This window comes from Ktedonobacteraceae bacterium (genome assembly GCA_035653615.1).
Lineage (GTDB): Bacteria > Chloroflexota > Ktedonobacteria > Ktedonobacterales > Ktedonobacteraceae > DASRBN01.
In genome coordinates, this window is the sequence record DASRBN010000037.1 from 91133 (window position 1) to 106444 (window position 15312).

Genomic DNA, 15312 nt, shown 5'->3' on the forward strand with positions numbered 1-15312 from the left:
CTTCAATCCGAAAAGGTCAAAAGGAATAGTCTAATGTGAGGACAGAGGGACAGAATCATGCAAAACTCGCTTTCATCTATTTGCGGACGTGAGGCAGGCTTCATCGTGGGTGAAACGAGCCCGCTGGAATTTACTTTCGTCAGCAGCCAGGAATTGCTTCCCCCACGATTGGAATACCTGGTAGTTCCAGGAGTCGAAGAAAAGGGCGGAACAGTTCCTTCAAGTGAAGCTCCCAGCACCCATGTAGATGTTCTCGCTCAGGTTGTCGAAATTGGCGTTGGTTCGGCTATTCTTTCGGATGCCCTGACTTACGATGAGACGATGGCGATACTGCGAGGCTCGTATGCTCCCCAGCCAAAGATGTACGGAAAGGCGCGTGTGATCGGCTACCTGCTTCATGGAGTGGTACGTACTCCGCGCTGCGCCGCTATTCCCGGAAGTACCGTCTATATTGCCTCTGATGCGCTTTTACAGCAATTTTTCAGCGCGGATGTAGAGGAAGGAGTGGAGGTTGGGACGCTGATCAATCGCCAGCATGTGCCTGTTCTGTTAGACCCCAATGGACTGCGTCGCCACCTGGCAATCATTGCGCAAACCGGCGCGGGCAAATCTTATCTGGCCGGCAAATTTTTCGAGAGCCTCTTACAACTTGGCGCAACGATCCTGGTTTTTGATCCAAATTCTGATTACGTGCAGATTCGCAAGAAAGCGGGTCAGCAAGAACGCCCCTATCACAACGCGGAGAAAACAGCCTTTGCCGACGATGTCAGAATCTATCGTATACCCGAAATTCAGGGCAGGCGTTTCCCGGACGAGCTCATCGGCAATGTGCTGCCTTTTACTGTGCGCTTTGCAGACCTGAGCCATGATGAGATCGCCGAGCTTGCCGGAATCTCCGAAAGGGCCACGAATCAGCGCAGGGCTATCGAACTGGCCTGCGAGCGGCTGCAGCGAGAGGGAGTGGATTACCGGCCCGGTGAATTGATTACCGCCCTGAAAGACCTCGCGGCTGCCGATAACGGCAATAAAACAACCGCGCAGGCCCAAAAATTGGAGGCTGGTAGTGGACAAAACCAGGAGGATGCGCCGGAAGAAATATTAGGGAGTGATGAACGGCGGGCGGCTCGTAAGGCAGCACAATATATTGAAGACCTGCGCCGCTTCTCGATCTGGAATTATCAGGATATTCGTATGCAAGATGTACTGCAACCACAACGGCTCACCGTGCTTGATCTGGCCGGCGCCGATAAGCTGGTCGCGGCCTACGCCGCAGAGCGCATGTTACGGGATATCTGGAAGCGCGCGATAACCGGGCAATTACATCAACCTGTTTTTATTGTACTTGAGGAAGCCCATAACTTGATTCCGGCAAACAGCCAGACACGCGCCAGCCGCATCATCAATACCATTGCCGCCGAAGGACGTAAATTTCGCGTATTTCTCACCCTGATTACGCAGCGGCCCAGCAAGATCAATCCCGATACGCTTTCACAATGTGGGAGCCAGATTATCATGCAATTGACCAATCCCGATGATCAGCGCGCGGTGCAAAGGGCTTCTGAGGCGATATCGGCGGAACTGCTGAATGATTTGCCGGGTCTGAACAAAGGTGAGGCGATTGTGTTGGGGCAATTGACACGCATTCCAGTAATGGTGCGCATCACCGGGCGCGCATCGGCTGAGGGTGGCAGCGATGTCGATATAGTTGACGCGCTGAAACGTGCCAGGCGGGATGTACAGACCAGTCGTATGGCGGAGAAGTTGCACTACCAGGCCACAGCACCACGACAGCAAGAGGAGTGGTAAATTCCTGAAAGACTTCAAAAAGCGCGATACCGAAGAACCAGGAGGGAAAAACATTGGATCGGCAGCATACTTTTTCTACCTCTAATGGCGGCCCTGACAGTACAAGCGCCCGCGAGGAGGGTATTGTACGAGTAATACTGACGGCGGATAATCACCTCTCAGCGTATAGCCCGAGGCTTTCCCCTGCTCGCCTGGCTCAACGCAGGCGACGATTGGGATTGGCATTCAGACAAGTGGTGGATACCGCAATTGAGCGCCGCGCGCACCTGTTTATCCAGGCTGGAGACCTTTTTGATACTGTTGACCCGCGCAACCTGGAGCGCGATTTTGTCGCGGAACAACTCAGGCGTTTACAGTCGGCAGGCATTCATGCCTTTGGTGTAAGCGGCAATCACGATACTCCTCGCCAGAGGACTGAGCAAGGCGGCTATGCCCCCCAAAACATTTACCATCGATTGAATGGCATGCACTTTTTTGCCTCATCCGATGAGTTACTACCGGTGGCAGTGAATGTAGCCGGATTGCGAGTGGCTCTTGCCGGATTGAGTTACCATCCAGGTGTCGTTCCGGGTGGTGACCCATTAGATCATGTGCAAATTGTCGATCCTGAACATATTCTGGCGGAGTCTGACCTGGGAATACTGATCTTGCACGCGGCAATCGAGGGCCATGCGTTTCCGGGCGAAAAGGAAATATTCGTGCGGCGCAGCAGCCTGACCAGATTTGAAGGTTTTCGTGTCATACTCTCCGGACATGTTCATGCCTATGACCGTTTCTCAATAGAGGACAGGGCGGTAGTGGTTTGTGGTGCTACAGAACGCATGGATTTTGGCCAGAGCGAGGATAGAACGGGCTTCGTGTATCTTGAACTCACGCACGATGGACTGCGACATGCTGAACATGTGCCGATCAAGCCGCAGCCGCGCCATGTCATCACGATTCGTACCACCGAACTCTGGCCTCACCAGCAGCCCAATGTTGTGGCTCCCCCTGTGTCTTCACCTGCGCGGGATGATGAGGTGCCGGCACTCCCCGTAACAGAACGAATCATCCAAAAAATAGACCCGTATTGCAGCGAGGATGCTATGGTACGGCTGAATGTGGAGGGGCCGGTTACACGCGAGCAATATCACGCGCTGGATTTGCGCAGCGTCTGGTTATATGGACAACAGCGCGCATTTGCTTTCGAGATAGATGAGGGCAGCTTGTTCTTAACCACTGATCTTTCTCAGGCAACCGTGGAACGCGGCGAACGCATCGCCCCACGTGAGATGCTGGAGGCCATTGCCCAGGAATGGATGGCAAAGACTGAAATGCCGGACGGTCGAGCCATTCTGACTAAAACCCGCCAACGAGTTCTTGACCGCTACGATGAGCTTTCTGGAAGGGAGAGCAATCAATGATTACTTTGATACGACTGCAAGCAAGTAACTTCAAAAGTCTGCGTTCGGTCACTCTGGTTTTCCCTGAACAGGGAGCGATGCTGATTGAAGGGCATAACGAGGCAGGGAAATCGACCCTTTTTGAAGCAGTATATGTTGCGCTCTACGGGAAGCCTCTGGTGGGAGAAGACAAACAGGCCAGGCAGGAGGAAGTGATCCAGTTTGGTCAATCACATGCGTTTGTTGAATTGACATTCAATGTAAACCAGCAGGAAATGACGGTCAGCCGGCACTTTGAGCGAGGAAAGTCGCAACAGGCGAAACTTGTGATCGTGCGACCTGGCGCGCAACCCGAGGAGATCAGCCGTGTCAGGGCAGTGGACGAGCGTATTCTCAAAGAATTGGGAAACCTCGATGGAGATAGCCTGCGCAACTCCTGTTTTGTCGAGCAGAAAGAACTGGGTCGCATTGAGGATTTGTCCCTCGAGCAGCGAAAGCAAGCCATTCAAAAGCTGCTGGGGTTGGAAAAGCTAACCCAGCTTATAGAGCAGTTCAAATTCAGGCGCGAACAGGAACGCGAGCTGGTCATGGCACAGGGTCTTTTGCGCCTGGCGAAATTGCAGGATGAAGTGCGCACGGCTTCTGCTCGGGAGGCTGAATTGGCCGAGCGACTTGACGCCGTGAAAGTTGCCGGCCAGTTGAGTCGCCTTGCTATGCTGGAAAAGCAAGAACAGGATTTTCACAAACTATTAGCAGCATGCAAGGCCCGCGCGCAAGAGGCCAGCGATCGCCTGGCTCTCTGTTCCCAGCTGAAAGACCATGTGAGCCAGTGCGATAGGATCGATCACCAGATTACGGCTATTGCTCATACACGCGCTGAACTACAGCGCATTGCCGGTGAACTTAAACGCCTGGATGCTATCGAGCGGATCGAACTTCCCCAGGCACGCGCCTATTTGAATGATGTTCGCGCAGCGGCAGATGCTGCTGACCAGGTGCTGGAGGCTCGCAAGCGGGCACAGGCAGCGGAAGAGGCCTGCCGTGAGGCAGAGCGAAGCATAAAGGTGCTTGAGCAGGCCGAAGCGGACCTGCGGCAGAAAGAAAATGATTGCACCTTCGCCCAGAATCGTGTCGTTCAACGTCGTGCAGAGACTGAAAAGGAACAGCGAGACTTCCTGGAGAGGTTAAGCCAGCTGAAAGCTAGAGAAGGCTATCTGGAAGATGCACTTGCTTCAGTCAAGCAATGGGAGGATGCAAGTAAGACTTTGCAGGCTCTTCAGCAGGAAATAAGCGCGGCTGAAGAAAGGCAGCAGAGATTCCTCGAACTTGAGAGCGAAATACGACAGCAAGAGGAAATAGTACGAAACTTAGAGCATGCCATAACTGTTGCTGAAAAGGAAATGCGGCAGGCAAATGAGGCTGTGCGCCTGGCAGCAGCAAATGAGGCGTTAACTACCTGGATGCGATTAAAGGAGGTTGAACTGGCCCTGGGAGGATATGTACCGCAGCAGGCAGAACTGAGTGCCAGGCGCCAGGAGGCCGAGAAATCTCTGGCAACTGCTCGCGCTAAAACGCGCATACCTTTGATGGCCGGAGCCATTCTCACTGCATTGACAATAGTAACAATAGTTTTGGGATTCCTATGGCATCCCGCGTTCGTTCTCGCCGTCATTTCCTTCGTTGGGGCTATCTTCGCCTGGTTACGATACTCCCGTACCAGAAAGGATGTGCAACGACATTCCGCGACCTGGTCACATTTAACGCAAGAATTGCAGCAGTTGGATATGCGGCGCCAGGCGGCAATCCAGGTAGGAGGGGATCCCGCTACATTACACCAGTATGAACAGCAGATTCGCGCAAGCGGCCTGGCCATACCTTCAAATCTTGAAGCCGCTCATGACCTTCAAAACACGCTTCGCCAACAGCTCGACAACATGCAGGAACAGCGAACTTTGCAAGTAACTGCTCAAGCGGCTCGAGACAAGCATATACGCCTTGCTGAACAACTTAAACTGGTTCGCTCTAGTATCGATGAGAAAAGGAAAGGCCTGTATCCCTTTCAGCAATCAGGTAATCTGGTGGAACAACTGACTCAATTGAGGGCACGGGCGGCAGCGCAAGAAAAAGTTGAGGCATCATGTGAGGAAATTGCCAGGAAGTCGCTGGCAGGAGTCGCGCAATGGCCGGTCGATAGCAATACCATTCAGGCCTGGCTTTCAGCGTGCCAGGCCGAACTGCGCACTACCGCAGAGGAGCAGAAGCAACGAGAACTGGCATCGGCTCGCCTGATCCAGGAGGCCGAAGTTGATAAGCAGAAGGCAGAAGATGCCTTGCGGCAAGCGCGAGAATTAGTCGCTGCGAAAAAGACTCTTGATCCTGCTTCACAATTATCCAGGGCGCGGGAAATGCTGGCAGGGGTGAAGGCAATTTGTCATCAACAAGAGGAAGCGCTTCTCCCACTTTTAAACATGATTCATCTGCATGATGAATCGGAAGTAGAGCCGGAACGAGGACGGACAGAAGCAAAAATACAGGCGTTAGAAAACGCGCTGAAGGCTCGTCCGCAATACCAGGAGGACTATAAAACTTATTGGGCCAGTCTTACCAATTACCTGGCTGCTACCTCAACTTCGATCAAGAATCTCTTAGCAACGTTGAACCGCTTACCTGTTTCAGGATTGCCATCTCTACCATCATTGCCGGAAGAGGACGATAGTTCTTTTCCTTACGAGGAGAGGTTCGGTACCACAATTCACGCAACCAGAAAGGCGCTGCAAGCTACGCTGGAAGAGTTGGATGAGCAGGGCACGAGTGAGAAACTTAAAGCAGCTCATAAAGAACAAGGACAACTCGAGCAGCAACTGGATGGTGTGGAGGGTCAGATGAGGGAGAGCCGGCAGATGATAGATGTGATTATAGCATCGCGCGGCATTACCGCTCCGGGAACCTATACATATGACAGGATGGTTGCCTGCTGGCCTCTGTTAGCGATGGTATCTCCTGATGAGCAGCGCCAGGCCACCGAACTTCTGAATGTTGCCAGACAACGCCTTTATGCAGCGCAGCAACAAGAAAGCCTGCTGGCGGAGGAATTGCAGCATCCCAATACCCCCTTGAGTATTGAAGAGTGCCAGCAAAAAGTTACAGAGCTACTGGAGGAACGTGAGATATGCAGGCTGGCAACGCAGCTGCTCAAAGAGGCGCATGATCGCATTGCTCGTCGCGTACTGCCGGTTACGGAGCGCAACATGGCGCCACTTTTGGAGCAACTGACAGTAAGGCGCTATCGTGACGTGCGATTGACGCCGGAAGACAAAGATGGTCAGCAGGAGGCAATGGATTATCGTATTCGAGTCTGGGACCCTGCCGCCGGTCGTTATATCGCTAAAAATCTCTTTTCGGGTGGCACGCGTGATCAATGTTCGCTGGCGCTGCGCCTGGCCTTTGCGCTCGCCACTCTTCCACAAGAGTTGGGCGTAGCCCCAGGATTTATCTTCCTGGATGAGCCGCTCAGCGCATTTGATGCTGCGCGAGCTCAGGCTCTCGTGCAACTCGTCACAACCGGAACGATTGCCCAGCAGTTCAACCAGGTGATCTTAATTTCACATCAACATGCCTTTGACCGCGAGGCTTTCCAGTATCATGTTAAGATGGACTCCGGTCAGATTATCGAATCTGATCTGCCAGCTTCGGCAATGGCTGCTGTTGATAGCGAAGTATTGCAGCCGGCCAATGCTATGAGTGATTAACAGAGCATGAAAGCCAAAAACATCTTAATGGATGCCAGGAAAAAGGGTCTCTTGCATGTTTATACTCGCATGTTGTGGAGCTTCCATATCCATAATGGAAGCCCCATGAACAACGAGCTAATACTAACTATCGCAGGCACGCGGTAGTAAAAAATCTCCTAATCCGTCGTCGCCGTCACCGGCTCGATCTCCGTTCCCGCTCCATTCAACCCCGTTTTAGCCCTCTCCTGCCCGTAGGTGTAGCGTTTCCCGCGCAGGAACGAGGCTACGGCAGCAATGAAGCACATGCCCGCGGAAAGGTAGAAGACGCCGTGCAACCCGATCATGAACGGCTGTGAAATCAGGTTCGGGAAGAAGCTATGTCCAAGCAGGTTGACCTGTTTTGCCAGCGGCAGGGCGTGCAAAACCGGTGCCGGTATCAGCGTGGCCATGGGATTGTAGCCAAGGAAGGCCGCGAAAAGCGCCGCGGTCGGTGGCAGGTGCGCGATGGTATTGGCCGTTGTGGTCGGCACGCCCGCCTGCGTCAGCCCGCTGAACAGTGTCGTTGGTAGGGACGAGGCCAGGCCGATGGTGACGATGCTGAAGAAAATGCCGATGCTCACCAGCGAACCAGAGTTCTGGAAGGTGGCGCGCATACCGGAGGCCGCGCCGCGCTGTTCCGCGGGTACACTCCCCATAATTGAGGATGTGTTGGGCGATGAAAACATGCCCTGGCCAATGCCCAGCATAAAGAGTAGGAGCGCGAACCAGATGTAGTTGAAGTTGGTCGGCAGGATGGTCAGCAGGAGAAAGCCTGCCGTCTGGATCAGCATGCCGGTGGTCGAGAAGATGCGCGCGCCGAAGCGGTCCGAGAGCCAGCCGCTCATAGGCCCCATCAACACGAAGCCGATCAAGAGCGGCAGCAGGTAGATGCCGGCCCATAGCGGTGTCACATCGTAGTTGTAACCGTGCAGCGGCAGCCAGATACCTTGCAACCAGATAACGAGCATGAATTGCAGCCCGCCGCGCGCGATACTCGCCAGGAAACCGCTGGCGTTTCCGGCGGCAAACATGCGAATCTTGAAGAGTCGCAGGTGAAACATGGAGTCCTCAACGTGCAATTCGATCCAGATGAAGAGCGCGAGCAAAAGGATGCCAAGCGAAATTGCACCCAACACAAAAGGATTGCCCCAGCCGGTCGGGGCGCCGCCATAGGGCTGGATGCCGTAGGTGATGCCGAGCAGCAGGATGGTCGCGCCAAAAGCAAAGGTGATGTTACCGGCCCAGTCGATCTTCTGATGGCCGCGAATTGAGGCGATCTCGCGCAGCATCAGGTAGGCCCAGACCGTCCCCACAATGCCTACCGGGACACTGACCAGGAAGACCAGCCGCCAGCTGAAGTACGAGAGTATGCCGCCCAGGATCAGGCCAATCACGGAGCCGAGAATTGCCGCGACCTGGTTAATGCCAAGGGCCAGCCCGCGCTGGTTGGCAGGAAAGGCATCGGTGAGAATGGCGGCGCTGTTCGAAAAAAGGAATCCAGCACCCACGCCCTGAATCAGTCGGAAGAGGATCAGTTCGAGTGCGCCCGTATTTCCCGTTCCCGGCGTTAGCCAGAGCAGGATGCTGCCAACGGTGAAGATCGCGAACCCCAGGTTGTAAAAGCGCACGCGCCCGAACATGTCAGAGATGCGTCCAAATGTGACCAGCAGCGTCGCCGTGACGACCATATAGCCGAGTAGTATCCATAGGAAATAGTCCGTTTCGCCCGGCGCAAGTGGATTTACATGAATACCATTGAAGATGGCAGGCAAGGAGATCAGGACGATACTGGCATCGATACTCGCCATCAATACGCCAAGCGTAGTATTGGTCAGCGCGATCCATTTATAATGGGGGCCAACGGGCAGCCTGGCGCGTGAAGTACGGCGTGTGATAGGCTTCGCTTCATTGCGCTCAGTGGTTTTCATCATTACTCCTTCATCATTCATATTGCATACCTTTAGCTCACCATCGCTTATAATCCGTCCGTTAAGAAGTATATACTATCGTTTACGTGAACGTCAATGTTAGTTAACCGGTGAATCTCTAGAAGATGGGCAGAGATTCTTCGCTGCGCTCAGAATGACATGCTCCGGGGCTCCTTTCGCTCAGAATGACATGCCCCGGGGGCACTTTCCCGTGATATAATTCTGTTGTTCCACAGTATTCCATGATAGTTCAGCAGGGATAGTTCAGGCCTTTCTGACCGCATTGTGTTGTTCGAACTCGTTAGCGACCCCTGAAGCGGGGGAGACAGGAGAAGGTGCTATGACAACATCAAATAGGCCAGCGGGAGCGACTTCGCAACCATCTTCAACAGCTGCTCCGGCGCCTCATTATCTTGACGCGCATGCACAGGTTCGCCCCAATAAGACTGCACTTATATGTGGAGAGCGTTCGCTGACCTATGCCGAATTGAATGCTCGCGCCCGGCGCGTTGCCAATGCCTTGAGCAGCCTGGGCGTGAAGGCCAATGACCGTGTGGCTGTGATGTCTCACAACTCCATCGAGTTGCTTGAGATAACCTGTGGCCTGTCGAAGCTTTCGGCTACCGGCGTGCTGCTCAATTATCGCCTGCGCGAACATGAAGTGGCCTACATTGTCAATGACTGCCAGGCAAAGGTGGTGATAGCCGGGCCGGGGATGGTCGAGGTCGTCGATAAAGCGCGTGCTGAAGTTGAGGGTGAGGTCGTCTATATAACAATCGGGAAAGAATTCAGGCCAGGTTGGCGGTGCTATGAAGAGCTGCTTGCCGGTGCCGGCGAGGATTTGCCTGGCAGTGAAGGCGGGATAGGTTCCACTATGAGCTACACATCCGGTACGACGGGCAAACCCAAGGGGGCCTATCGCCCGCATGGAGTGCCGGTCGCTGACATCATACGAATCATACAGGCGTTTGAGCTGGTCGAGTCGGATGTGCATTTGCTGGCCGGACCATATTATCATAGCGCTCCCAGCTTCTTTGTCTCATTGCATGTGCTTCTGGGATCGACGATTGTGATCCAGCCGCGCTATGACCCTGTTGAGGCTTTGCAATTGATCGAGCGGCATAAGGTGACGACGACTTTCATGGCTCCGACACTGTTGCAGCGTCTTTGCGATGTGCCTGAAGAAATCTTTTCGCGCTATAATGTTCGCTCTTTGCGCTCTATTATCCTGGCCGGAGCGCCGTGTCCCTATGTATTGAAAGTGCGGGCTACGGAGCGTTTTGGCCCAATTCTCTGGGAGTTCTACGGGGCCACCGAGACGGGAGTTGTGACACTGCTCAGGCCCGAAGATCAACTGCGCAAGCCAGGATCATGTGGCAAGGCCGGGCCAGGACAGGAGATACGCCTGCTCGATGCCGAAGGTCATGAGGTTCCTACTGGCGTACCCGGCGAAATGTGGTCGCGCAATTCGTGGCTGGCCGAATATTATAACAAGCCTGACTCGACTGCTGGCAATATGCGGGATGGCTTCTTTTCGGTCGGAGACATCGCCTATCGCGACGAAGAGGGCTATTATTATATCTGTGACCGCAAGATCGATATGATTATTTCCGGTGGTGTCAATATCTACCCGGCGGAAGTCGAAGCGGCTTTGTCCGCGCATCCTGCCGTGGCCGATGTAGCCGTGATCGGCGTTCCCGATGCTCAATGGGGCGAATCTGTGAAAGCGGTAGTCCAGCTCAAGCCGGGGGTCAGCGCCAGTGCCGAGGAGCTGATCGCTTTTAGCGGCGAGTTGCTGGCCGATTACAAGAAGCCACGCTCCATAGATTTTGTCGACGAATTGCCGCGCAATCCGGCGGGCAAGCTGCTCAAGACGGAGATCCGCGAGCCATATTGGAAGGATGTTGGAAGGAAGATTTAGACATATCATGACGGGTGTTTACAAAATCATGTGGTAGTGGACGCGTGGCCGATCAATCGGCCCCTACGGCTCCGCCGTGGGGGAGCATTGCTCGTAGGCCCCGATTGATCGCGCCCAGCGCCGATTGATCGGCCTGTGTGGTTTTGCCGAACTGTTTGTTAAACCGCGGTATCTAAGATTCGTTACTCCCCAAGAGTCGCGACAAGCACGGCCTTGATGGTGTGCAGGCGGTTTTCGGCCTGGTCGAAGACAATGGAGGCGCCTGACTCGAATATCTCGTCTGTGACCTCCAATGCTTCCAGGCCATATTGCTCGTGGATTTGTCGTCCCAGCTTTGTCTCTGTATTGTGTAGCGCGGGCAGGCAATGCATGAATTTTGTCCTGGGATTATTGGTCATGGCCATTAGCGCACTGTTCACCTGATAAGGGAGCATCAGGCGGATGCGCTCGCCCCAGAGCTGGTATGGTTCGCCCATCGATACCCAGACATCGGTATAGAGGAAATCGCAGCCCTGTACTGCTGCTCCGGCATCTTCAGTCAGCGTGATATGCGCTCCCGTTTCCTGTGCAATTGCCTGCGCCAGCTCGATGCGCGACCAGTGAGGCCAGCATTGTTTGGGACCGGCCAGCCGCATATCCATGCCCATCTTCGCCGCTCCGATCATCAGCGAATCGCCTACATTGGAGCCGATATCTCCCAGGAAGCAGCATGAGATATTCTCAAGTGACTTGTTGGAATGTTCTTGCATGGTCAGCAGGTCGGCCAGCACCTGCGTCGGATGGGCCTCATTGGTCAGGCCGTTCCAGACGGGTACACCGGCGTAGTTCGCCAGTTCTTCCACCTTCGCCTGCTCGAAGCCACGATAGGCGATGCCATCATACAGGCGCCCAAGCACGCGCGCCGTATCCTTCATCGTTTCCTTGCTGCCGATATGCGAGCCGGTTGATCCTATATAGCTGACATTGGCTCCCTGGTCGAATGCCGCGACCTCGAAGCTGCTGCGAGTTCGGGTCGAGTCTTTTTCAAAGATCAGGGCGATGCGTTTGCCTTTCAGGTGCTGTTTCTCAGTTCCGGTATATTTGGCCGTTTTCAGTTCAGTTGACAGGTGCAGGAGATAAGCTATCTCCCGCGGTGTGAAGTCTTCCAATTTCAAAAAAGACCGATTTTTCAGTACCACGGTGGCATTGTCGACGGTCATTTCTTGCAATAACATGTGTGGCTCCTTTCTCGTTTATTGCTTTCCTGCTGGTAGGGGCGTACTCTTGTGAATGCCCGCGCTTCCTTGCAGCAAATTTTCCTCGCTGCTCATGGATGGTAAAAGCTGCGCCTGGGCCTGAGTGGTCAGCGGCAGGCTCCAGAGCTTGATGAAGCCAAGGGCGGCATTGTGATCGAATTGATCGCCGGTATCGTAGGTCGCCAGGCTGTGGTTGTACAGGGAATAGTCGGATTTGCGCCCAACCACTGCGCAATGCCCGCTGGCTAACTTCACGCGCACGGCACCGCTGACGAAACGCTGCGTGCTTTGCACATACGCGGCCAGATCTTGATGCAATGCGCTGTACCACTGGCCGTTATAAATGAGGCGTGAATATTCGGCTGCCACCAGTTCTTTGAAACGCGCCTGGTCGCGGCTCAAGGTCAGACCTTCCAGCGCACTGTGTGCCGTGTGCAATACGACGGCGGCGGGAGCCTCGTAGACCTCGCGTGATTTGATGCCGACCAGCCGGTTCTCGATATGGTCGATGCGCCCGATGCCATACTCCCCGGCCAGTTTATTCAGTGTCTCGAGCAGCGTCACACCGTCTATCTCTTCGCCATTCAATGCAGTGGGTATGCCGTTTTGAAAGGTGATCTCCACGTATGCTGGCTCAGAGGGTCCGCTGCTTCTCGTCCATTCGTAGACCTCTTCCGGCGGCTCGGCCCAGGGGTCTTCCAGGATGCCGCACTCGACGCTGCGACCCCACAGATTTTGATCGACAGAATAGGGGCTGGCATTCGTCACCTGGATGGGAATGCCATGTTCGGCGGCGTAGGCTATCTCGTTATCGCGCGTCATGCTCCACTCGCGAACGGGCGCGATGATCTTCAGGTCGGGCGCGAGCGTATGGATCGAGACATCGAAGCGTACCTGGTCGTTGCCCTTGCCCGTGCAGCCATGCGCTACGGCAATGGCTCCTTCCGCGCGTGCCACCTCGACCAGCAGGCGCGCGATCAACGGGCGCGCCAGGGCCGTCGCCAGCGGGTATTGTCCTTCATAAATTGCGCCTGCCTGCAGCGCGGGCCAGACGAAGTAACGCACGAAATCGGCCCGCCCATCGATAACAACTGTTTTTACAGCGCCGATCTGTTCTGCACGAGCTGCGATGGCCGGCAGATCACGCGCGTTGCCGACATCAGCCGTCAGCGTAATCACATCCAGACCATATTGTTCTTTAATCCAGCGAATGGCGACCGATGTATCAAGACCGCCCGAATAAGCAAGCACCACTGTTGCCATGGTAGTATTCCTCCTTATGCATTTCCAATCAGTCTTTGTATGGCGACATTAAACGTTTCTGTTCGTTGCTGCCAGGTTTCTTTGACCTTTTCGAGCTGGCTGTGAACCTGCGCCAGTCCCAGGTTTCCGCTGCCTCCCAGGTGGATGCGGGCGGCCAGGCGCTGAACAAGCTGTTCCTGACTCTCTACCGGCAGGGGCTGGCCGCTATCGAGGAGCGCGGTTATTTCTGTGCCGACGATGCGGTAGGCGTCGCGGAAAGGCAGCTTGCCTTCGAGCGCGAGTTCGTAGGCGCGGTCGGTGGCGAAGAGTTCGTAGCTACAGGCCGCTGCCAGGCGATCAGTGTTCACGTGCAGCGAACTGATCACAAGCGCGCATATCTGAAGGCACTCCGAGGCTATATCCAGCGCTTCCATAAAGGGGCGCTTCGTCTCCTGGTAGTCCATGTTGTAGCCGGATGGCAGGCCATTCCCTATAGCCATGATTTGTTGTTGCAGTGCCAGCATCGTTTGCGCGCGCGCCCGCACCAGTTCCATCACGCCTACGTTGCGCTTCTGCGGCATGATACTGCTGCCCGAACTCAGTTCTTGCGGTATCTGGAAGAAGCCGTATTCGGTCGTTGTGAAGAGCAGGATATCCTGTGCGAGCTTGCTCAGATCGAGTAGAATCTGCGCCAGCGCCTGCACGATAGCGCCCTCTATTTTGCCACGGCTGTTCTGTACGTAGATCACATTGTTCTGCACACGCGAGAAGCCGAGCAGGTCGGCACAGTATTGCCGGTCAATGGGAATGGGGACGCCGTACCCGGCAGCGGAACCGAGCGGCGACTGGTCGTTGAGCATGTAGGCCGCCGAGAGCAATCGCTCATCATCCAGCAGTGCCTCTGCGAAGCTAGCGACCCATAAACCAACCGATGAAAGCATGGCGCGCTGCATATGTGTATAACCGGGCATGGGTGTGTTGGCATGCGTACCCGCGAACTCCAATAATGCCATACAGAGATCGCACAGGTCGGCGGCGACTGTATGCAGCTGCTCCTTGCCATAGAGACGCAAGTCTACCAGCACCTGGTCATTGCGCGAGCGGGCCAGGTGAATCTTCTTCCCGACCTCACCGGCTACCTCGACCAGGTAATTTTCGATGCGCGTGTGTACATCCTCGTCGGCAAGTGGGATAGTGAACTCGCCTGCCGCCTCGAGTTCCAGGATGCCACGCAGGGCATCGCTCACTTTCCGGTGCTCCTCCTGCGTAAGCAGGCCGATTTTCGCGAGCATGGCGGCGTGCGCGAGCGATCCCCATATGTCGTGGCGGATCAGGCGCGTGTCGAGGATGCTGTTTTGCGCGGCCTCGAAGCGTTCCACCCGCTCGTTGACTGTGTAGCCTTTTTGCCAGAGTTTGGTCACAACTCTTCACCTCCTGAAACAATGCTCACATGGTGAGCATTGGAACGGAAGGAAGGGCGAGGACAAATAAAAAAGCCCTCGTCCCTTCCTGACGAACAACGTTGAAGGGACGAGAGCTATTATGCTACTCCCGTGGTGCCACCCTGATTGTCACTACCCGCTCCATCGCATTTTCCGCACACCGTTGTGAGAAATGAGAGTGACCGCTTGATTGCCGGTTATTGTGTACATGGGAACCACCCACCTGATCCTACTTGCCTGCGCCCGAAATGCGTTTTGCTCGCTTTCTTTCATTTCAGGGACAGACTTTCTTCGGCCAGCCGCTTCCGAAGGCGTTCTGAGAGGGCAAATCCATTCCGAACTTTCACCATGCATCGGATCGCTGTTGGCTGCCTGCATCTCATACTATGTTCGTTCAACGCGGGTCAATTTTTACTCATTTGTTTACCCTTACTAAGGATACCAGCAGTTTCAGGAAATGTCAATGCGAATTGAATCGCGATGCTGAACCGAAAGGTGAGCCGGCATCATACTCATCTGATCAGGCCAGGGGAAGTTCTATTTAAACCACGCGGTGGAGCGTAAAAAAAGTGATTGAACGGTGAAA

8 protein-coding genes are annotated in these 15312 nt (G+C 54.7%); 4 read left to right on the top strand and 4 right to left on the bottom strand.

The features are described 5' to 3' along the window. Positions 1 to 57: 57 nt before the first annotated feature. From VFA09_21595 to VFA09_21605, 3 genes are read left to right on the top strand one after another with little or no spacing between them, the layout of a single operon-like run. On the top strand, positions 58 to 1806 hold the full coding sequence (locus tag VFA09_21595; GenBank protein ID HZU69878.1) for an ATP-binding protein: 1749 nt from the start codon (positions 58 to 60) through the stop codon (positions 1804 to 1806). Positions 1807 to 1859: 53 nt separating this feature from the next. Beyond that, positions 1860 to 3209 carry a metallophosphoesterase gene (locus tag VFA09_21600; protein HZU69879.1) on the top strand — a complete coding sequence of 450 codons (1350 nt, stop codon included), beginning with the start codon at positions 1860 to 1862 and terminating at the stop codon, positions 3207 to 3209. Then, entirely contained in the window at positions 3206 to 6937 is a 3732-nt protein-coding gene (locus tag VFA09_21605) for an AAA family ATPase (GenBank protein ID HZU69880.1), read from the top strand. Before VFA09_21600 ends, VFA09_21605 begins: the two co-directional genes overlap by 4 nt. 158 nt (positions 6938 to 7095) lie before the next feature. On the opposite strand, the gene VFA09_21610 is transcribed toward VFA09_21605, so the two are convergent. Continuing rightward, complete coding sequence (locus VFA09_21610; GenBank protein ID HZU69881.1) at positions 7096 to 8889, bottom strand: MFS transporter; 1794 nt, start codon at positions 8887 to 8889, stop codon at positions 7096 to 7098. 337 nt (positions 8890 to 9226) lie between these two features. Here VFA09_21610 and VFA09_21615 point away from each other — a divergent pair, with 337 nt between their 5' ends. Continuing rightward, positions 9227 to 10807, top strand: a complete 1581-nt coding sequence (locus tag VFA09_21615) for an AMP-binding protein (protein HZU69882.1) — start codon at positions 9227 to 9229, stop codon at positions 10805 to 10807. A 182-nt stretch (positions 10808 to 10989) separates the two neighbouring features. Here the strand turns inward: VFA09_21615 and argF are convergent, their stop codons facing one another. The 3 genes from argF to argH are packed head-to-tail and all read right to left on the bottom strand — an operon-like array spanning position 10990 to position 14705. Next, complete coding sequence (argF, locus tag VFA09_21620) at positions 10990 to 12006, bottom strand: ornithine carbamoyltransferase (GenBank protein ID HZU69883.1); 1017 nt, start codon at positions 12004 to 12006, stop codon at positions 10990 to 10992. A 33-nt stretch (positions 12007 to 12039) separates the two neighbouring features. After that, positions 12040 to 13305, bottom strand: a complete 1266-nt coding sequence (locus tag VFA09_21625) for an argininosuccinate synthase (protein HZU69884.1) — start codon at positions 13303 to 13305, stop codon at positions 12040 to 12042. Positions 13306 to 13319: 14 nt separating this feature from the next. Continuing rightward, the gene (gene argH / locus VFA09_21630) at positions 13320 to 14705 is read right to left on the bottom strand and encodes an argininosuccinate lyase (protein ID HZU69885.1); all 1386 of its coding nucleotides are present in this window, start codon (positions 14703 to 14705) and stop codon (positions 13320 to 13322) included. Positions 14706 to 15312 lie beyond the last annotated feature (607 nt).